Genomic DNA, 20,350 nt, shown 5'->3' with positions numbered 1-20,350 from the left:
AAGTCATGGACCGTCTATCCCTTGTCGTAGAACCGGCGCAACTGGAATGTGTACCGACTCGTTTTACCAGTGAACAACTGGCCCAGGCCCGAGCCCTGGCCACCAGTTCCGGCGAACGGATGCTGGATGCACTCGCAGCGTTGAGTGAACTGGCCCCCATGCCCTTCATCCAGTGCCTGGGCGTAACCCTGCACTACCCAGTGCTCGACACCGACAGCCTGTTCAGTTCCACCCCGGTGTTCGACCGGGTGACCCTGGCCCAATGCCTCAAGCGCGAATTCATCCTGCTACGCCGTGACGATGCGGTCATCGGTGTGTTCGCCGACCCCTTCGACAGCGCACGCCTGGCCTGGATCGATGAATGCCTGCACGGCGCGCCGCTGTACCTGGTGCATGCCGATGACCTGAAGGCCTACCTGGCGCGTCACGAAGAAAGCTTCCATGCGGTGGAATCGCTCAACGCCCAGAGCGACGCCGGCGCAGAAATCGATAACCTGCAAAGCCTGTCCCTGACCAGCATCAGCGAAGATTCCAGCGTGGTGGTCAAACTGGTCAACTCGACCCTGTACGACGCGCTGAAAATGCACGCCAGCGACATCCACCTCGGCACCACCGGCAGCGGCCTGGTGATCAAGTACCGGATCGATGGCGTGCTCAACAACATCAGCAAGATCCAGGGCAGCGAGTTCGCCGAGCAAGTGATTTCCCGGGTCAAGGTCATGGCCGAGCTGGACATCGGCGAAAAACGCGTGCCCCAGGATGGCCGCTTCAAGATCGGCATCAGCGGCCGGCAGATCGACTTCCGGGTGTCGATCATGCCGAGCATTTTCGGCGAAGACGCGGTGCTGCGGGTACTCGACAAACAGGATCTGGCTGACAAGGTCTGCGGCGTGCAACTGCAGGCCCTGGGCTTTGAAGAAGAGACCCTGCGCCAGCTGCGTCGGCTGGCCGCCGAACCTTACGGCATGGTGCTGGTGACCGGGCCTACCGGTAGCGGCAAGACCACCACCCTGTACGCGATGATCACCGAGATCAACCACGGCGTGGACAAGATCATCACCATTGAAGACCCGGTGGAGTATCAACTGCCGGGTGTGCTGCAAATCCCCGTCAACGAGAAGAAAGGCCTGACCTTCGCCCGGGGCCTGCGCTCGATCCTGCGGCATGACCCGGACAAGATCATGGTCGGTGAAATCCGCGACCCGGACACCGCACAGATCGCCGTGCAATCGGCGCTCACCGGTCACCTGGTGTTCACCACCATCCACGCCAACAACGTGTTTGACGTGATCGGCCGATTCACCCAGATGGAAATCGATCCCTACAGCCTGGTCTCGGCGCTCAATGCCGTGCTGGCCCAGCGCTTGATCCGCCTGGTCTGTACCAGTTGCAGCAGCCCTTACAGCCCGACAGAAGAAGAGCTGGAGGTCTCGGGGCTTGATCGGCAAAAGGTCGCTCACTACCAGTTCGTCCACGGCAAGGGCTGCGGGCATTGCCGGGGCACCGGTTATCGCGGGCGTAGCGCGATTGCCGAGCTGCTGCACCTGGACGACGAATTGCGGCAAATGATCGTCGAGCGCCAACCGATCTCGAAAATCAAGGCCCATGCCTGCAAGCGTGGCTTGCGCCTGTTGCGCGAGTCGGCGCTGGAGATGGTGGAACAAGGCCGGACCACTCTCGAGGAGATCAATCGTGTCACTTTTATCTCGTGAGCAATTTGTCGCCGTGCTCGGCGCCAGCGGTGTAGGTCTGGGGCAACGGCAAGGCAGTGCAACCCATTGGCTGGGCAGCATCGGCTACATCGACGAAGGCTTCCAGGCCTGGACGGTGGCTCTCGACACCCTCGACCGTTTGTTGGCCGAACACACCGTTGCCAGGGCGGAACTGACCGTGGTGATCTCGGGGCACTTCAGCCGCTATTGCCTGGTGCCCTGGAGCGATCAGATCAGCAGCCCGGCCGAATTGCTCGCCTTCGCCCAACTGTGTTTCGAAGACCTCTACGGTGCCCCGACGCAACCCTGGAGCCTGGTGCTCTCGGCCGAACCCGCCGGTTGCGACCGCATCGCCACCGCGCTGCCACAGGACTTGCTCGAACGCCTGCGCGCCCTGGTCAAAGCTCGCGGTTTGCGCCTGCGTTCGGTGCAGCCATACCTGATGGCGGCGTTCAACCATTTCGATAAAAGCTTTGAGGCCGGGGACTTCCTGTTCGTGGTCGCCGAACCGGTGCGCAGTGTGTTGCTGCTGGCCCGGGAAGGGCGCTGGGCCTCGGTGCGTTCGGTCGGCAGCAGCGACAGCGATGCCGCACTGACCGCGCTGATCGGCCGTGAAAGCCAGTTGCAGGCTTCCACCAGCGAACGGCCGTTGAATGTCTACCTGCATGCACCGGCGCGCATCGATTCGTATCCCGACGTGCCCGGTGTGCATCTGCGCACCCTCGAAGAAGACCGGACTGGCGTACGCGATTGCCTGTACGTCATGTCTCGGGCGGTGGCCTGACATGCGCCCCCTGATGCTCGACTTTCAGCCGCGCCGCCGTGCAGGTCCCTTGGGCTGGAGCCTGCTGGCCGGTGGCGTGGTGCTGACCCTGACTTGCGCTCTGGTGCAACAACACCTGAGCAACGAGGCCGAACAACAGCAAGGTCATCTGCAAACGACACAGCGGGTGCTCACCGGCGATACCGGCAGCACGCTCAGCCTGACCCCGGCGCAAATCCGCGAGCAGGCGCAGAACCTGGCGGAAATGCGCAAGGTCTCCCAGCAGTTGCGCCGCCCCTGGGAGCGCCTGTTCGCCACCCTAGAAGCCATGCCGAGGGACAACATTGCCCTGCTGGCCCTGACCCCGGACGCCCGCAAAGGTCAGGTGAGGATCAGTGCCGAGGCGCTGGACCTGGAGGCCATGCTCGATTTCCACCGCCGCCTCGAAGCCAGCGACGAGCTGTCCGACGTGTCGCTGCTGAGCCACGAAATTGTCGCCAACGTGCCGGAACACCCGGTGCAGTTCAGCCTGTTGGCTACCTGGGAGATCGGCGATGCAAATCCATAAATTGATCGTCCACGAATACCTGCAAGGCCTGGGCGTTCCGGGGCTGGCAGGGTTGGCCATGCTGGTGCTGGCGCTGAGCTATGGCCTGGTCGGGTTGCTGCCGGACTGGGAGTCATTGCAGAGCCTCAGCCAGCAGACTCGCGAAGCCACCGAGTATCTGGCCAAGGTCGAAGATGGCAGCGTGGCTGCGCCGGTGGTGCCGCAGCGTCAGCTCGACGACTTCCGCAGCAAGTTGCCGTCCCAGCCTCAGGCCACCTTGGCCATCGACAAGATCTACGCCCTGGCTGCCCAGGAACGCATCACCTTGTCCCGGGGTGAATATTCCCTGGGCGTGGACCCCAAGACGCACCTGGCCCGTTATCAGATTCTGCTGCCGGTACGTGGCAGCTATCCGCAACTGCGGCGTTTCCTGCACGCCTTGCTCGGCCAGTTGCCGGCGGTGGTGCTGGAGGATGTGGAGTTTCAGCGCAAGAACATCGCTGATACCGACCTGACCGGGCGGATCCGCATGACCCTTTACCTGTCGAGGTCATGATGAATACCAAACGAGTAGTGGGTTGGGTGGCGTTCTTCGCTGTAGCGGCAGCGCTCGCCTGGTTCCCCGAATACTTCAAACAGGCTGACGACAGTGACCCTGCGGTGGCCGTCGTGGCCACCCCAGCCAAGGTCAAGGCCCCTGGTGCAGCGGCGGCGGCATCGACCGCCGCTGCGGTAGCGCCGATCAAGGACCTGAGCCCGGCAGGCGACCTGTTCGCCGCCCACAGCTGGAAAGCCGCGCCGGCCCTCGGCACCGTCACGGAACAACCGGTAGACGTTACTCCGGTGGTGCAAGTCCCCACTGCACCGCCGTTGCCCTTCCAGTTTGTCGGCAAGCTGGATGACCGTTCCGATCTACAGGTGTTTCTGCAGGACGGCGAAAAAATATACGTCGTGCGCAAAGGGGATGTCATCGACCAAACCTGGCGGATCGAGCGGATTTCCGATGAGGGACTGAGCCTGGTCTACCTGCCGCTGCATTTATCTCAGACCTTGTCTGTGGGGAGTACGGAATGAACAAATCCCGTTTGCTGATGAGCCTGTGTCTCTGTGCAGGGCTGGCCGCGTGCAGTTCAGCGCAGATTGCCAGGGATGAAGCTTCCGCCCTGATCGAATCGGGCCAGTACGAAGCCGGCCTGGCCCGCATCGAAGAGGGATTGCGTGAAAACCCTCGCGATACCGATCTGCACATGGCCCTCAACAACGCTCGGGCCCTCGCCGTGAAGGCGCTGCTGGCCCAGGCCGACATGGACCGGGCCCAGCGTAATTTCGCCGGGGCCCGCATGACTTACAGCCGGGTCTTTAACATCGAACCGAACAACCGTCGTGCCCAGGATTCCCTGCGCCAGCTCGATTATCTGCGCAGCATGGATGAGAAACTCGAACTGGCCCGTGGCGACCTGCGTCGCGGTGACATCTACGGTGCCGACCGCCAGGTCAAACAGATTCTCGAACTGGACCCGAAGAACGAGGGGGCTCTGGAACTGCAAGACAGCATCCGCCTGGTGCAGAGCCGCAACGTGGTGCCGTACCCGCAGTTGCGCACGCGCCTGGACCGGCCGGTGACCCTGGAGTTTCGCGAGGCCAACCTCAAAACCATTTTCGAAGTGCTGTCCCAGGTCGCCGGGCTGAACTTCATCTTCGACAAGGATCTGCGCCCGGACATGAAAGCCACGATCTTCGTACGTGACGTGCGAATCGAAGACGCTGTGGAGCTGCTGCTGCAACAGAACCAGCTGCATCAGAAAGTGGTGAATGAAAACACCTTGCTGATCTATCCGGACTCGCCGCAGAAGCTCAAGGATTATCAGGAGCTGGTGATGCGCACCTTCTACCTGACCAGCATCGATGCCAACACCGCGCTGAACATGATCAAGACCATGCTCAAGACCCGCGACGTGTTTGTCGATGAGCGCCTCAACACCCTGACCATGCGCGATACCGGTGATGCGGTGCGCATGGCGGAAAAACTCCTGCAATCCCAGGACCAGTCCAACCCGGAAGTGGTGCTGGAAGTGGAAGTGATGGAGGTCGCCCGCCAACGCATTCTCGACCTTGGCCTGCAATGGCCCAACACCTTCGGTGTGGTCAACAGCGACGGCTCGGCGGTGACCATTCTTGATCAACTCAAAGGCATCGACTCCAGCCGGATTACCATCTCGCCATCGCCACAGGCCAAGATCAATGCCCAGGACAAGGACATCAACACCCTGGCCAGCCCGGTGATTCGGGTCAGCAACCGCGAACAGGCGCGCATCCATATCGGTCAGCGCGTGCCGATCATCAGTGCCACCTCGGTGCCTTCGACCCAGGGCCCGGTGATCACCGAAAGCGTGACCTACCTTGACGTCGGTCTCAAGCTCGAAGTGCAACCCATAGTGCACCTGAACAACGAAGTGGCGATCAAGATCGCGCTGGAAGTCAGTAACGCCACGCCGCTGACGCCGACCGCTCAGGGCACCATTCCGGTCCAGGTCGATACCCGCAACGCCCAGACCACCTTGCGTCTGCATGACGGCGAAACCCAGATCCTCGCAGGGCTCGTGCGCAACGACCACGGCGCCACCGGCAACAAGATTCCCGGCCTGGGTGACATTCCCGGCCTGGGTCGCCTGTTCGGCAGCAACAAGGATGACGTCAGCAAATCCGAACTGGTGCTGTCGATCACCCCGCGGATCGTGCGCAACCTGCCGTACCAGAGCCCGTCGGACATGGAATTCCCGACCGGCACCGAAACCAGCATGCACATCCAGGCACCGGACCGCTCGATGAGCACGACGGTTCAGACCGGCCCCATGAGCGCCCCGATCGCCACCACCGTTACCGTTGGGAAGCCTTGATCATGAACGCCCCGCAACGCGGTTTCAGCCTGATAGAAGTCGTGGTGACGCTCGCCCTGGTCGGCCTGCTGGCCGGCATGGCCGCCCCGCTGACCGAGACGGTGGTGCGCCGGGGCAAGGAGCAGGATTTGCGGACCGCGCTGTACGAGATCCGCGATGCCATCGACGCCTACAAACAGGCCTTCGACGCTGGCTACATCGAGAAGTCGATCGACAGCAGCGGCTACCCGCCGAACCTGAAAGTGCTGGTCGACGGTGTGCGTGACACGCGCAGCGCCAAGGGCGCCAAGTTCTACTTCCTGCGGCGCATCCCCCGTGACCCGCTGGCAACCGTCAAGCGTGACGACGAGGGCGGCTGGGGCCTGCGTTCCTATGACAGTTCGGCTGAGAACCCACGGGAGGGCCAGGACGTCTTTGACGTTTACTCCAAGGCCCGGGGCAAGGGTCTCAACGGTATCGCCTACCGAGAGTGGTGAGCATATGAGTCGGCAAAAGGGTTTTACCCTGATTGAACTGATGGTGGTCTTGGCAATTATCGCGACCCTGATGACGATCGCCTTGCCACGCTACTTCAACAGCCTGGAGGCCTCCAAAGAGACCACCTTGCACCAGAGCCTGTCGTCCATGCGCGAGGCGCTGGATCACTACTATGGAGACACCGGGCGTTATCCCGATTCCATCGAACAGCTGGTCGAACTGCGCTACCTGCGAAGCCAGCCGCTGGACCCGATTGCCGAGCGCAAGGACACCTGGGTCATAGTCGCGCCACCGGATGGCGTGGCGGGCGGGGTGGCCGATATCAAGAGTGGAGCCAGCGGGAGGGCGCGTGATGGCAGCCTGTATTCCGAGTGGTAAGCCATCGGGTCAGGATGGCTTCACCTACCTGGGTGTGCTGTTTCTGATCGTCGTGATGGGTCTGGGCCTGGCCAGTGCCGGCGAGTTGTGGGCCACCGCTTCGCGCCGGGATCGGGAACACCAGTTGCTCTGGGTCGGTACGCAATATGCCAAGGCGCTGCGCAGCTATTACCGCAGTTCGCCCGGTATGGCGCAGTACCCGAAAGAACTCTCGGACCTGTTGCAGGACGAGCGTTTCCCGACGGCCAAACACCATATCCGGCAGCTGTATCCGGAGCCGATGACAGGTGGCGAATGGGAGCTGATACGCGGTATCGACGGCCGGATCAGCGGTGTGTACTGCCCGTCCACAGAGAAGCCGCTCAAGCAGGTGAATTTTCCCAGCCAGTGGTCGGACTTCAATGGCATGGCCAGTTACAAGGACTGGCAGTTCGTGGCCGAGAAAGCCTCCCTCGAAGACACCGGGGGGCCGCCGAAAGCACAGTCCTCCTCGCCCCAGGCGTTGCAGCCTTGAACCGCAGGAGCGGGCTTGCTCGCGATGGCGGCCTTACAGCCAATGACAATCCTTTGGCTCACACCAACAATGTGGCGAGGAATTGTGGATGTCGGAGAAGGTTGTAGGACCAGAAGTTAGGCTACACCGTCTTGCGTCGTTGCCTACAACTACGACAGAATCCGCCGGCTTGTGGGCCTTGGACCCAGACTTTATCGTTGCCGGGTCGCTGCAAATTCAGCGATCGGGTTTCGCAGCCCGGGTTAATCAAGGCGCTCAGCGCCACCGTTTCCATACAGTTGGCGCTTTTGTTCGCCCACTGTTTTGCGTTATGGCGGCTGTGCGCGGGAGGCTTTCGGGTCTGCCGGGTTCCTTGATTCCCGGTCTGCGAACCTGCGTATGGCTGCCACCTGCTTCGTTTCGCAGCGAATCGTGGCGCCTCCATCAATCAAGGAGCTTCACCATGGTCAAACCCACACCCAATCCCCCCGAATCAGAAACCAAAAGTACCACTCACCGCGCTTCCAGCCTCCCTCTCAAACCCGCCATCCTCAAAAGCAACGCACCCCACAATCCCAGCACGATGTTTGTTATCGCCCCGAACATCGACACCGAAAACCTGTTGGCACACGCCTGTGAATCGCTGGCGTCGGCGAGCGTAATGGCCAGCGATTTCGCAACATTCCTGGATGGCCCGCAACGCAGCATGTTGTTGGGAATCCAGCAGGTGATCATGCTGGCGGACCTGGCGGTCAATCGTGCGCTGGATAATGTTGCTCCCCTGGACTAAGCGCTGAACCTTGTGGCGCGGGAGCCAGCTTCCTCGCCACAGAAAGTACATCAACTTCTGGATGCGTCCTACGCACACTTCGGAAACATCCTATATCAACCTTTTTTCCCTTCCTGAAAGCTGTCGAGCGCTTGAACGGGGATGGAAATGAAGCCTCCCCGAATGCCCCAGGGAGGTCTGAATCGTGTCCAACGCACTGCGCCCCTTCTTCGACCACAGCCGCCACAAACTGCAAGTCGACGGCCTCGACACCGCCCTCGACGTCCTCGCCTTCAAGGGCGAAGAACACCTCAGCCAGCCGTTCACCTACCGCATCGAATTCACCGCCAGCCACCTCGACCTCGGCGCCGGGCAACTGCTCGGGCAATACGCCCAGTTCAGCCTGCACGCCGCGCCGTCCACCGTGCCCGTGATGGCCTGGGAAGTGCCCAAGCCGGCCAAACCGCTGCGCACGTTTTACGGCGTGATCAGCGGCTGCCAACGCCTGTCCGGCTCGGTCGACGAAGCGCGCTACGAAATCACCCTGCAACCGCGCCTGGGACGGCTTGCTCGCGGCCAGCAAACGCGCCTCTACCTGCAGCAATCCGTACCGGAAATCGTCGAAAGCATCCTGCGCAGCCGCCACGGCTTTCTCGGCCAGGACTTCTTCTTCCGCCTGTACCGCGAGTACCCGCGCCGCGAACAGGTGATGCAGTACAACGAAAGCGACCTGGACTTCATCACCCGCCTGCTGGCCGAGGTCGGCATCTGGTACCGCTGCACCAGCGACGAGCGCCTGAACATCGACGTCGTCGAGTTCTGCGACGACCAGCGCGGCTACCAGTTCGACGTCGCCTTGCCGATGCGCTCGCCCTCCGGCCTGAGCAGCAGCGGCGAAGACGCCGTCTGGGCCCTGCAAACCCGCCACCAGGTGGTGGAACAGCAGGTCAGTGTGCGCGCCTACCACCCCCGCGACGCCCGCGCCCACCTCGACGGCGAGGTCGACCAGACCCGCGGCGAGCCGGCCACCCACGGCGCGCCCCACACCTACGGCGAGGCCTACCACTACGCCGAGCCCTACAGCGTGCTCGGCAACGCCTACCACCAGGACGAAGACCTGCTCAGCGAAAGCGGCTACTTCTACGCGCGCCTGCGCCACGAGCGTTACCTCAACCAGCAGACCCACCTCAGCGGCATCAGCAGCAGCGCCACCCTGGCCCCCGGCCAGGTACTGAACATCAGCGGCGGCGCCCCCCAGGCCTTCGCCCGCGGCGCGGTGCTCACCGGCGTCACCACCCACGCTGCCCGCGACCGCAGCTTTGAATGCCATTTCCAGGCCATGCCCTACGCCGAACGCCTGTGCTTCCGTCCGCCGCTGCCGCCCAAACCACAAATCGCCGGCACCCTCCCGGCGCGGGTCACCAGCCCGAAAGCCAACGACCCCTACGCCGACATCGACCTGGAAGGGCGCTACCGGGTCAAATTCCTCTTCGACCGCGACACTTGGCCGCCCGGCCAGGCCAGCAAATGGCTGCGCCAGGCCCGCGCCTACGCCGGCGACACCCACGGCCTGCACCTGCCGCTGCTCGCCGGCACCGAAGTGGCGATCGCCTTCGAACAGGGCGACCCGGACAAACCCTACATCGCCCACGCCCTGCACGACGACCAGCACCCCGACCACGTGACCCTGGGCAAGCGCGACTACACCCGTAACGTCCTGCGCACCCCGGCCAACAACAAATTGCGCATGGAAGACCGGCGGGGGGAGGAGCACGTCAAGCTCAGTACCGAGTATGGGGGCAAGAGCCAGCTGAATCTGGGGCATCTGGTGGATGGCCAGAAGCAGAAGCGGGGGGAAGGATTTGAGCTGCGTAGCGATAGTCATGGTGCCATTCGTGGCGGCAAAGGCCTGTTCATCAGCGCGGATGCGCAGGCCAAGGCGCAGGGCCCGGTGCTGGACATGGACGCCGCCGTCGGCCGCCTGCAACAGGCCGGCGAACAACTGCAACAACTCTCGGTCGACGCCCAGGCCGCTAATGCCGAGCCGGCGGACGTGGCTGCGCAACTGAACCTGCTGCGCCAGGACCTCGAACAGCTCAAGTCCCAGGTCCTGCTGCTCAGCGCTCCGCAAGGCATCGCCCTGACCAGCGGAAAACACCTGCAACTGGCGGCGCAGGACAACCTGATGCTCCACGCCGGCGGCGCAGCGCACCTCAGCGTGGTCAAGCGCCTGTTCATCGGCGTCGGCCAGGGCCTGAGCCTGTTCGTGCGCAAGCTGGGGATCAAGCTGATTGCCAATCAGGGGCCGATAAGCGTCCAAGCGCAAAACGACAAGCTGGAACTGATCGCCCGCCATGGCCTGGACATCACCAGCACCGAGGACGAAATCCGCATCACGGCGAAAAAGAAAATCGTCCTCAACGGGGGCGGCAGCTACCTCAGCCTGGAACAGAGCGGCATCGAATCGGGCACGGCGGGCGACCACAACGTCAAGGCAGCGCATTTCGAGTACAGCGGTGCGGCGAGTATGAAGGCCACGCATCCGGACTATCCGCAAAGTCTGTCCCGGCAAGTGATCAACCTGAGCGTGTCACCAGCCCCGAACGCCTCCAGCCAAGGCTGGGCAGGCATGCCCTACACCCTGTACGCCGACGGCGCGGTACTCAAGCAAGGCGTGCTGGACAGGACCGGGCAAGTGTCGATTGACCATCAGGTGGTGACCCGGGGCTACCGGTTGGTGATGGCCAACGGTGCGGCCTACCAGATCCCGGTGCCCACCGAATACCGCAACACCGAGCAGGCGGAACTGGCCAATCGTGGTCTGCACAACCACCCCTCGCAAACCGATGCCGGCGTCAATCAGCCCGCGTCGCACACCGATCATCGCGCGCAGTACGCCACGCACATGGGCATCACCGATCAGGAAGGGAAAACCCAATGACTCAATTCGAATGCGTGGTGCCCATCGCACTCCAGCACACCAATCAGGCCACCTGCACGGCGCCCTGGTACGTGTGCAACACCGAATACCATCCGGTGGGAGCCACCTATCAGCCGTTGATCAACGGCGAGGAAGCGTTCAAGGCCGTGCACGAGGCCATCGCCGCGGCGAAAAAGTCCGTCGATATCATCTGCTGGGGCTTTCAGCCGTCGATGTATTTCATCCGCAAAGGAGAGTCGCCGAGTATCGGCGAGTTGCTCAAGGCCAAGGCCAAAACAGGCGTCAAGGTTCGGGTGTTGGGCTGGGAGATGCCATTTAATCTGGCGGGTATGGGGGGCGAAGCCAACCTGCCCGGCAAAGGCTCGATTCGTATCGCTGATAGAGCGCTGCAGCGCTCCAACGAGGCGCAATACGCCGAAGACCGTGAGTGGTTTGCCCGCTGCGCGGTCGCGGGCAACAAGGCGGCTCAACAGGTCGCGAGTGGCCTGCCATCGTTCGTCAGCCGTGGTTTCAGCTGGCAAGAAAGGGCAGAAATCTCCCATTGGGTGAAATACGAAAGCCTCGACCCGCACATCAGCACCAAGATGCGGCAAGCCCTGAAGTTCGCACCCTCGCACCACCAGAAGACGGTGCTGGTCGACTACGAACTGCCCGATAGCGCCGTCGGCTTCGTCATGGGCCACAACATGCTCGACGAGTATTGGGACACTGATTCCCATTCGGCGCTGAACCGTGCCGAAGGCAGCAAGCCTGCACCCAACGCCGGCCCGCGAGGCAATACCCCGCGCCAGGACATCTCCAGCCAGGTGAGCGGACCGATCCTGGAACACCTGCACCACAACTTCGCCAGCGCCTGGCTCAAGGAAACCGGTGAAGACCTGCTCGACTTGCGTCAGGCCAAGGAGGTGGGGAAGCAACTGCAATGCACCCCGGGCGCAACACGGCAGATCGCTCAGATCCTGCGGACCCAGGCCCAGGAAGGCAAACGCGATATCGAGACGCTCTACCTGCAAGCGGTGAACAACGCGACCCAGTTCATCTACATCGAGAACCAGTATTTCCGTTGGCCACCCCTGGCCGAACTAATCAAGTCGGTTGCAGCCGGCCAGACCAGGGCCGGTCGCGACCCTGGCATCCACGGCCACCTGCACCTGTTCGTGATCACCAATGCCGGCGACGACAGCGTGGACGACGGCACCCGCAATACCCAGCGCATGCTCGCCAGCCTGGGACGGACCGAGACCATCCCCGAAGTCACCAAGTTACAGCGCATCGAAGAGGTGAAAAAAAACGCCCCACCCCGGCCACGCCCAGAACCCCGGGACCACGTCGGGCACCGGGAACTGGCCGAATGGCAGGAGGACCTTGATTGGCACATCAAGCAGATCAAGGACAGCACCATCGCCCCGGAGGACATTCCCGGCCTGAAAGTCCACGTGTGCTCGCTGGTGGCTCCCGACTCGCCAGCGGGCAAGAAATGGATGGAGGTGTACATCCACTCCAAGTTGATGATCGTCGATGACGTGTTCACCACCCATGGCTCGGCCAACATCAATACCCGCAGCATGCAGGTGGACAGTGAGCTGAATATTGCTCATGAGTGGGCGAGTGTGACCCAGGCGTTAAGGCGGAGGTTGTGGGATCTGCATACGGGTAAGAAGGGGGCGCAGGATGATGCGGGTGATGCATTCAAAGCTTGGCAGGAGATCATCAATGAAAACAAGAAGCGCCAAAAAAACAAATCGATGGGGCAACCCACTGCCCCTCTCGTCGAGTTTTATTACAGCAAAGCCAGACTTTGGGACCTTGACTGATGCGCCGTTTTCTCCTGCTCTCCTGCCTGCTGTTAGCGGCTTGCGATAGCCGCAGTACCTTTAACTATATGAAGAAGGACCCTCATGTGAAACCTCTGACGGAAATCAAAGACGATCTGGCCTTCACCTGCGCCCATGAGCAGATTCCTGAGGCCAGTGCCGACGCCGACGTGCTGTTCCAGTACGCCCGCTGGTTGCAAAAAAACAACCAGCTCAAGCAGGAAAAAAGTGTCGATGCCGATATCGAACGGTTGTACCGCATCGCTGCGGAGAGCGGCCACTACAAGGCCAATATCAACCTGCAGAACGGTGCCATGCGCGGCCGCTTCCAGTTGCGTGGTGATGAGCACTTGCGGCTGAGCCAGCAACTGATCGATGCAGGGGTGGCCACAGGGTATTTTTTTGTTGGCATCTTCCTGCAACAAGGCTCGGCGGGCCTTAAACAAGATCCGGAAATGGCCTTGCGTTACTACCGCAGGGCTGCGGACCAAGGAAGTGCCGAAGCGCAATACTATGTGGGTGACAAGCTCGAACCGAGCGACATAGCTCCGAAAGTTGCACTACAGATGTATCGTTGTGCTGCCGAGCAAGGTCATGGCAAAGCGGCTGTCATGTTGTCGCTATATTTGAGAGATGAACAAAAATATAGTGAAGCAATCGAAGTCTTGCAGATGGGCGTGGCTGGGGGCAGCGATAGCGCTGCCGGCCGATTGGAAGCTGCATTTCGCGCGCCACCACCCTCCGACACAATGTATTACCTCGGTCAAATCGAAGACTTTGAACGCGCCGACCGCTACAAAAAAATCTCGAAACTGCTCTATGGCTACTCCTACGCCAACCCCAAAGTCCCCGAAATCAACGAAATCCTCCCGCTGCCACCGGCCAAGCTCCCCGCGTGGGACGGCAAGTTGCAATGGCTCGAAGCCCGCCTGGCCAATGTCCCGCCGGAAAAACCCAGCCCGGCGCTAATCAATAAACTCGTCGAGGCCAAGGTCCTCGACCCCGCCACCGGCCGACCCATTCCGGGCTCTCCGGCGTTCAGCGATTCCAACTTTCTCGGGCCGACCTGCAGGAGCGGCAAAGCCTGCCCGCAGACCGGTTACTGGAAGTTCCATTGGTCCGGCCGAGGACATTATTTGTTGATGCAACGAAACGACGCTCGCCATTTCGAACGAGGCGAGATCATGCCGACGGCGCTGGTCAGTTTCTATCGCCCGCGCATTTGGCCACTCTCTGACAAGTACACCGAGAGACAGTATGAGGTGAACTGGGGCCTGCTCGGATGAGCCGTCGTCTTGCCATGACGCTACTGAGCTCGGTGCTGCTTGGCGCTTGCACCCTTGACGCCCGTGAGACGAAAGCCGCCATGGACCCGCTCACTGAGATCAAAGCCAATCTAGCGTTCACCTGCGCCCACGAGCAGATTCCTGAAGCCAGTGCCGATGCCGACGTGCTGTTCCAGTACGCCCGCTGGCTGCAGAAAAACAATCAGCTCAAACAGGATAAAAGCGTCGATGTAGAAATCGAACGGTTGTACCGCATTGCCTCCGAGAACGGCCACTACAAGGCCAATATCAACCTGCAGAACGGTGCGATGCGCGGTCAGTTCAAGCTCCGAGATGAGGAGCATTTGAGATTGAGCCAGCAACTCATCGACGTCGGTGTCGCGACGGGATACTACTTTGTTGGCATTTTCCTCAAGCAGGGCTCGGCGGGGCTGAAGCAGGATTCGCAAATGGCGCTGCGTTATTACCGCAAGGCCGCTGACCAAGGCAGTGCACAGGCACAATATTATGTAGGCGACAAACTAGCTCCTAGCGATATTGCCCCGGACATTGCCCGGCAAATGCGTCGATGTGCCGCTGAGCAAGGCCACGGCGAAGCAGCTGTCATGCTATCGCTTTACTTAAGAGATGAACAAAAATATAGCGAAGCAATAGAAGTCTTGCAGATGGGCGTGGCGGGGGGCAGTGATAGCGCTGCCGGCCGCTTGAAGGCGGCATTTCGGGCGCCGCCGCCCTCTAACACGATGCATTACATCGGGCAAAAGGAAGACATCGAACGCGCCGAACGCTACGAAAAAATCTGGAAAGTGCTCTCTGGCTACTCCTACGCCAACCCAAAAGTCCCAGAAATAAACGAGATCGCCCCCCTCCCGCCGGCCAAACTCCCAGCCTGGGACGGCAAGCTCAAATGGCTCGAAGAACGCCTGGCCAACGTCCCACCAGAAAAACCCAGCGAAGCGCTGATCCACCAACTGGCCAAGGCCAAACTCCTCGACCCCGCCTCCGGCCGACCGCTGCCGGACTCTCCCGATTTCATCCGCGCACCTTTCCCCAGATTGACCTGCAACACTGGCCAAGCCTGCCCGCAGACTGGCTATTGGAAAGCCGAAGGCATCGTCGACAAGATCCGACGTTTCGAAAAAGGCGAAATTATGCCAACCCTGAATGTCCAGCGCAGCCATAGCCGCTTCCTGCTCGCCGACCGGGTCACCATCGCCGAAGAAAACATTAGATGGAGTCTGTTCGGTGAGTCCTGATCTGTTTTTTTGCTGCGCGCTGGCCGGTTGTTGCGCCAGCAACGCAGAACGCTAAAACACCGCCAATTCCGGCAACTGCAAGGAGCAGCACAATGACCAAACTTAAAGCAGGCAAAATAAACGTAGAGTTTGAGGCAGCCCCACAAGGAGCTGAAACGGCTGCAGGCGATGGCTATGTTCAGGTAGACCGCGAAGGTAACTTCGTTGGCGCCCAGGTTTCTGGCAGCGTGGTGGAAAAGGTAGAAGGCGGCATGAAAGTCACTCGCCCGGACGGGGCAATAGTGTTCCTGCATGACGCGGGAAATATCACGATCGAGAATATGATCCCCAAATCAGTAGGGGTCGAGGATCTATTCGAGATTGAATCCTTCGCGATGCGAACCGTGGATCAGTTGCGTATTTATCGCGTGGAGTATTTTGGCGGGGGGTATGTCGAGGTGACGTATTCACGGGAGGGTCAGGTGATAGGCCTCATCGGTCACAATATCAAGCAATCCATCAGCAAGGACAATGAGATTCTGGTTCGCCAAGGTGATTCGGCCAGCGGTCAGGTGCATTGATTCCCTGTAGGAGCGAGCCTGCTCCGGGCGGCGTTCCGACGATGCACTCAAGGACGCCGCGTGCAGTCAGAATGCCCGCGTTATCGTTGACCACCATCGCGAGCAAGCTCGCTCCTACAGGGGATGTTTGTGTAACGCTCGTTAATTCAGTGCGTTCTCCAGCATCTCGATCAACTGTTCTGGCCAGACCGTTTCGCTGGTCGTTAACAGATCTTCCACGGACCACCACTTGTGATCCGCCATCACCCGCACTTCACTGGCCGTCCATCCCTCACGGGACAGGCGGTCACTGTCGGTATAAACAACGAAATAGCGCTCGAAGGACAGGACCGTTTCACCACTGGGCAGCATCATCGAAAAGCGGCGCTCGGCGATGCTGTCACCGACATCGGCGACACACAGACCGGTCTCTTCATACAGTTCGCGAATGGCAGCGGCCTCAAAAGATTCGCTTTGCTCAAGTCCCCCACCGGGTGTCGCCCAGTGGCTTTGGCCGTCGAGGGCATCGCCTTTGTGCTGGAAGTGAAACAGCAGAACCTGTTTCGAAGGATTGATCAGCAGCAGTCGCGCTGAATCGCGTTGGCGCATGTTTTTTCTTTCCATAGAAGTAAGCGAGCCGCCGCTTTCACTGCGGCTCGCGACGGTAAAGCTCACATCGGTGTCGTTACACCGAAAGGGTTAAGCCACCACCCGATAACACGGCACATACGCCGCGCCGCCCGGTAGTTTCATGCGGTGCTGGGCGACGAAGGCTTTGAGCAGCAGGTCCAGCGGTTGCATGATCGCCGCGTCGCCACGGATCTGGTAGGGCCCGTGTTCTTCGATCAGGCGGATGCCCTTGTCCTTGACGTTGCCGGCGACGATGCCGGAGAACGCGCGGCGCAGGTTGGCCGCCAGTTCGTGGGACGGCAGGTCGAGGCTCAGTTTCAGGTTGGCCATGTTTTCGTGGGTCGGGTCGAACGGGCGCTGGAAGCCTTCGTCGATTTTCAGCAGCCAGTTGAAGTGGAACGCATCGTTGCGCTCGCGGCGGAATTGCTTGACCGCCTTGAGGCCCAGGGTCATCTGCCGCGCCACTTCGGCCGGGTCATCGATGATGATCTGGTAGTGCTGCTTGGCGGCGTCGCCCAGGGTCGCGCCGACGAACGCGTCCAGTTGTTCCAGGTACGGCGCGGCATGTTTTGGCCCGGTGAGGACGACCGGGAAGGGCAGGCCTTCATTGCCCGGGTGCATCAGGATGCCGAGCAGGTACAGGAACTCTTCGGCTGTACCGGCGCCGCCCGGGAAGATGATGATGCCGTGGCCGACGCGGACGAAGGCTTCCAGGCGTTTTTCGATGTCCGGCAGGATCACCAGTTCGTTGACGATCGGGTTCGGCGCTTCGGCGGCGATGATCCCGGGCTCCGTCAGGCCCAGGTAGCGGCCGCCGTGGATGCGTTGCTTGGCGTGGGCGATGGTCGCACCTTTCATCGGGCCTTTCATCACGCCGGGGCCGCAACCAGTGCAGATGTCCAGGCTGCGCAGGCCCAGTTCGTGGCCGACTTTCTTGGTGTATTTGTATTCTTCGGTGTTGATCGAGTGCCCGCCCCAGCACACCACGATCTTCGGCTCGACGCCGGGGCGCAGGGTGCGGGCGTTGCGCAGCAGGTGGAAAACGTAATCGCTGATGCCCTGGGAATTGCTCAGGTCGATGCGTTGGCTGTCGAGTTCGTTTTCGGTGTAGACGATGTCACGCAGGGCGCTGAATAGCATTTCCCGGGTGCTGGCGATCATTTCGCCGTCGACGAAGGCGTCGGCCGGGGCGTTCAGCAGTTCCAGGCGTACGCCGCGGTCCTGCTGGTGAATGCGGATTTCAAAATCTTTATAGGCTTCAAGGATGGTCTTGGCGTTGTCGACATGGGCGCCGGTGTTGAGGATAGCCAGGGCGCACTGGCGGAAGAGGGTGTAGGTGCTGCCGGAACCGGCTTCGCTCAATTGCTGGACTTCCCGTTGCGAGAGCGTTTCCAGGCTGCCTTTGGGACTGACGGAGGCGTTGATAACTTGGCGTTGGGTCATTCAATGATCCTTAAAACGATGTCATTCACACAGCAACCACGAATGGCATCCGAATAATGTGTATTCATGAAAGAAGATGGCACGAACTGCGCGGTCTCGCCATGTCCCCCCACTTGACGATGAAAAGATGAAAAGGAGCCCCAGCATAGCTAAATCCTTCGCGCAGGCGATAATGGCCCGCAGTCTTTTTGTCTCAGACCCCTTTTTACCATTGAAGCTCAGGAAACCCGACGCAATGTTCGAAATCCAGCCCATGAACGCCGAGACCTACCGGCAACAGACGCGGCGCAGCACGGTCATCATTGCCCTGATCTTTCTGGCGCTGGCGATGGTGTTGTCCACGGCGGCGGTGGCTCTGTTCGGTGTGCCGGGGGGCGACAATCTGCACTTCAACGTCGGTGGCGTGTTTGTTGCGGTGCTGGCGATGGTGGCGCTGATGCGCAAAGTGTTCTGGCGCCAGGAATGGATGGCGCCGGCAGTCTACAGTTGGCAACTCAAGCGCAGCCTGATGAGTGTTACCAATGTCATGCATCATGTAACGACGGCCGTGGAAAAGGGCGACCCGGTTGCGATGAAGCTGTTGCGTTTCTACCATTTGGGGTTGAACCAGATGCATCAGCTCGATGGCAACTCCAGCGACCACAGCCAACTGATCCGCGAAATGGATCAGCACAGGGAACGAATGCAAGCGCTGGGCATCGATACCGAACAGACGCGGCTGGATCCGGCGTGGCTGGAGGCGGTAAAGCAGGCGTCGCGCTAACATCGTTGCGAGCCTGGATCAGGCATAGTGAGCAAAAAAGGCGATTCAGGAAGGTTCGCCCAGTCATAGACCCTCAGGGAGCACCATGGGACATCCGTCGATCAACGATCATATTGAAATGCTCCGGCCAACCGTGACCCGGCTCAAGATCCGCTCGGTGGTGATCCTGCTGGTCGCGGTGTGCCTGTCGATGACGGCTATCGTGATCTGGGAAGCCTGGAGCTCTCGCCAGTACTACCTGCATGACAAGGAAGTGGCGATGTCCAACCTTGCACAGACCCTGGCATCGCAAGCTCAGGCAACGATCAAGCAGGCCGACACATTGCTGTTCACCCTGGTCGATCGTCTGGAACACGATGGTTTGGATCAATCCCGGCTGCCGCCCCTGCTCAACGCCCAGCGCAGTGAGTTGAGCCAGCTCCATGGCTTGTTCGTGTTCGACGATAAAGGGCAGTGGATCGCCAACTCCAATGGCGCCGGCCAAACCGGCGTCAACAACGCCGACCGCGAATACTTCATCTTCCATCGCGACAACCCCAGCCGTGGGCCGCACATCGGGCCGTCGATCAAGAGCCGTTCGAGCGGTGAATGGATCATGACGGTTTCGCGCCGGGTCAATCATCCCGACGGCAGCTTTGCCGGCGTGGCGCTGGCGACGATTTACCTCAGTCATTTCCTGCAGCTCTACGACAGCATCGACATGGGCAGTAATGGCGTGATCAACCTGATCGCCGACAATGCCACCATTGTCATTCGCAGACCCTTCAAGGAGACGGATATCGGCACCAGCCTCGCCAAGAGCCCGTTGTTCACCCAGTTGCTGCCCAAGGGCGGTGCGGGTACTGCCACGATCACGTCGATCATCGACGGTGTCGAGCGGGTGACGGGGTATCGCCGGGTCGAGGGTTATCCGCTGATCGTTTTTACCGCACTGAACAAGGATGAAGTGCTTGGCAGCTGGCGCAAGGAGACGTTGCTCAGCGCCGGCATCGTCACGCTATTGTTGAGTTTTCTCGGCGTACTGGGGTTTCGGCTTATCAAGCTGATGAAGCAGCAGAATGTGGTGCAGGTCGAGTTGCTGGACACCCAGGACAAGCTCCTGGAAGTCAATCGCAACCTCGAAAGCCTGGCCCTCAAGGATGCGCTGACGGGGCTGGCCAACCGGCGTCTGCTCGACGCTTTCATCGATGCCGAAATGGGGAGTGCCCGGCGCAGTCAGTCCGAGTTGGCGCTGCTGATGATTGATGTCGATCATTTCAAACCGTTCAACGATCGCTATGGTCACCTGGCCGGTGATGAGTGTTTGCGCAGGGTCAGTGCGATCATCACGGACAACATCAAGCGCCCCGGAGATCTGGCCGCCCGCTATGGTGGCGAAGAGTTCGCCGTGGTGCTGCCCGGTACCGACTACGTGGGGGCATTTCTGGTGGCCGAGAAAATCCGCCTCGCGGTGCTACAGGCCGAAATTGCCCACGGCGACAGCCCGGAAGGTAGCGTGACTGTCAGCGTCGGCGTGTGTGCCGGCAATGCCACTTCCCTGGTCCGCCCCGAAGACCTGATCGGTGCGGCAGACAAGGCGCTGTACGTGGCCAAGGCCAGTGGCCGGAACATAAGCGTGATTGCCAACTGAGCGTCGGATGTC

At 60.7% G+C, this 20,350-nt stretch carries 19 protein-coding genes; 17 read left to right on the top strand and 2 right to left on the bottom strand.

All coding sequences use genetic code 11. The features are described from left to right. Window positions 1-5 precede the first annotated feature (5 nt). The 15 genes from ACEN8Z_RS21015 (at window position 6) to ACEN8Z_RS20945 (ending at window position 15,893) form a co-directional block, all read left to right on the top strand. On the top strand, window positions 6-1,712 hold the full coding sequence (locus ACEN8Z_RS21015; protein WP_442100492.1) for a GspE/PulE family protein: 1,707 nt from the start codon (window positions 6-8) through the stop codon (window positions 1,710-1,712). Beyond that, window positions 1,693-2,496 carry a hypothetical protein gene (locus tag ACEN8Z_RS21010; RefSeq protein ID WP_495595526.1) on the top strand — a complete coding sequence of 268 codons (804 nt, stop codon included), beginning with the start codon at window positions 1,693-1,695 and terminating at the stop codon, window positions 2,494-2,496. Before ACEN8Z_RS21015 ends, ACEN8Z_RS21010 begins: the two co-directional genes overlap by 20 nt. Before the next feature lies 1 nt (window position 2,497). Then, entirely contained in the window at window positions 2,498-3,043 is a 546-nt protein-coding gene (locus ACEN8Z_RS21005; RefSeq protein WP_007993464.1) for a PilN domain-containing protein, read from the top strand. Continuing rightward, window positions 3,030-3,578 carry a pilus assembly protein PilO gene (locus ACEN8Z_RS21000; RefSeq protein WP_442100489.1) on the top strand — a complete coding sequence of 183 codons (549 nt, stop codon included), beginning with the start codon at window positions 3,030-3,032 and terminating at the stop codon, window positions 3,576-3,578. The genes ACEN8Z_RS21005 and ACEN8Z_RS21000 overlap by 14 nt, the downstream gene beginning before the upstream one ends. Further along, window positions 3,578-4,096 carry a hypothetical protein gene (locus ACEN8Z_RS20995; RefSeq protein ID WP_495595525.1) on the top strand — a complete coding sequence of 173 codons (519 nt, stop codon included), beginning with the start codon at window positions 3,578-3,580 and terminating at the stop codon, window positions 4,094-4,096. Before ACEN8Z_RS21000 ends, ACEN8Z_RS20995 begins: the two co-directional genes overlap by 1 nt. Further along, a complete protein-coding gene (locus tag ACEN8Z_RS20990; RefSeq protein ID WP_495595524.1) occupies window positions 4,093-5,919 on the top strand; it encodes a secretin GspD/PilQ domain-containing protein in 1,827 nt (608 codons plus the stop codon). The genes ACEN8Z_RS20995 and ACEN8Z_RS20990 overlap by 4 nt, the downstream gene beginning before the upstream one ends. Before the next feature lie 2 nt (window positions 5,920-5,921). Continuing rightward, on the top strand, window positions 5,922-6,395 hold the full coding sequence (locus tag ACEN8Z_RS20985) for a type II secretion system protein (protein ID WP_108231021.1): 474 nt from the start codon (window positions 5,922-5,924) through the stop codon (window positions 6,393-6,395). 4 nt (window positions 6,396-6,399) lie between these two features. Further along, window positions 6,400-6,774: a type II secretion system protein gene (locus tag ACEN8Z_RS20980; protein ID WP_008004195.1), complete on the top strand. Its 375-nt coding sequence runs from the start codon at window positions 6,400-6,402 to the stop codon at window positions 6,772-6,774. Continuing rightward, window positions 6,749-7,288 (top strand): type II secretion system protein, encoded by a 540-nt coding sequence (locus tag ACEN8Z_RS20975; protein ID WP_495595523.1) that lies wholly within the window; start codon window positions 6,749-6,751, stop codon window positions 7,286-7,288. The genes ACEN8Z_RS20980 and ACEN8Z_RS20975 overlap by 26 nt, the downstream gene beginning before the upstream one ends. Before the next feature lie 442 nt (window positions 7,289-7,730). Next, window positions 7,731-8,057, top strand: coding sequence for a DUF6124 family protein (locus ACEN8Z_RS20970; RefSeq protein ID WP_495595522.1), 327 nt, complete (start codon window positions 7,731-7,733; stop codon window positions 8,055-8,057). Window positions 8,058-8,241: 184 nt separating this feature from the next. Beyond that, window positions 8,242-10,977: a type VI secretion system Vgr family protein gene (locus tag ACEN8Z_RS20965; RefSeq protein ID WP_495595521.1), complete on the top strand. Its 2,736-nt coding sequence runs from the start codon at window positions 8,242-8,244 to the stop codon at window positions 10,975-10,977. Continuing rightward, entirely contained in the window at window positions 10,974-12,791 is a 1,818-nt protein-coding gene (locus ACEN8Z_RS20960) for a phospholipase D-like domain-containing protein (protein WP_495595520.1), read from the top strand. Before ACEN8Z_RS20965 ends, ACEN8Z_RS20960 begins: the two co-directional genes overlap by 4 nt. After that, window positions 12,791-14,077, top strand: a complete 1,287-nt coding sequence (locus tag ACEN8Z_RS20955; protein ID WP_495595519.1) for an SEL1-like repeat protein — start codon at window positions 12,791-12,793, stop codon at window positions 14,075-14,077. Before ACEN8Z_RS20960 ends, ACEN8Z_RS20955 begins: the two co-directional genes overlap by 1 nt. Next, window positions 14,074-15,333 (top strand): SEL1-like repeat protein, encoded by a 1,260-nt coding sequence (locus tag ACEN8Z_RS20950; protein WP_495595518.1) that lies wholly within the window; start codon window positions 14,074-14,076, stop codon window positions 15,331-15,333. The genes ACEN8Z_RS20955 and ACEN8Z_RS20950 overlap by 4 nt, the downstream gene beginning before the upstream one ends. 92 nt (window positions 15,334-15,425) lie before the next feature. After that, window positions 15,426-15,893 carry a hypothetical protein gene (locus tag ACEN8Z_RS20945; RefSeq protein WP_495595517.1) on the top strand — a complete coding sequence of 156 codons (468 nt, stop codon included), beginning with the start codon at window positions 15,426-15,428 and terminating at the stop codon, window positions 15,891-15,893. Window positions 15,894-16,034: 141 nt separating this feature from the next. Here ACEN8Z_RS20945 and ACEN8Z_RS20940 read toward each other — a convergent pair whose 3' ends face one another. Continuing rightward, a complete protein-coding gene (locus ACEN8Z_RS20940; RefSeq protein ID WP_495598172.1) occupies window positions 16,035-16,481 on the bottom strand; it encodes an NUDIX hydrolase in 447 nt (148 codons plus the stop codon). Window positions 16,482-16,571: 90 nt separating this feature from the next. Next, window positions 16,572-17,945 carry a nucleotide 5'-monophosphate nucleosidase PpnN gene (gene ppnN / locus ACEN8Z_RS20935; protein ID WP_495595516.1) on the bottom strand — a complete coding sequence of 458 codons (1,374 nt, stop codon included), beginning with the start codon at window positions 17,943-17,945 and terminating at the stop codon, window positions 16,572-16,574. A 235-nt stretch (window positions 17,946-18,180) separates the two neighbouring features. On the opposite strand from ppnN, the gene ACEN8Z_RS20930 reads away from it, so the two are divergent. Both ACEN8Z_RS20930 and ACEN8Z_RS20925 read left to right on the top strand, forming a co-directional pair. Beyond that, the gene (locus ACEN8Z_RS20930; protein ID WP_495595515.1) at window positions 18,181-18,708 is read left to right on the top strand and encodes a DUF3087 domain-containing protein; all 528 of its coding nucleotides are present in this window, start codon (window positions 18,181-18,183) and stop codon (window positions 18,706-18,708) included. An 85-nt stretch (window positions 18,709-18,793) separates the two neighbouring features. Further along, window positions 18,794-20,338 (top strand): sensor domain-containing diguanylate cyclase, encoded by a 1,545-nt coding sequence (locus ACEN8Z_RS20925; RefSeq protein WP_495595514.1) that lies wholly within the window; start codon window positions 18,794-18,796, stop codon window positions 20,336-20,338. The last annotated feature ends 12 nt before the right edge of the window (window positions 20,339-20,350 follow it).

It is taken from the genome of Pseudomonas sp. Pseusp10 (genome assembly GCF_059492225.1).
This window is presented reverse-complemented; position numbering and strand designations above follow the sequence as displayed.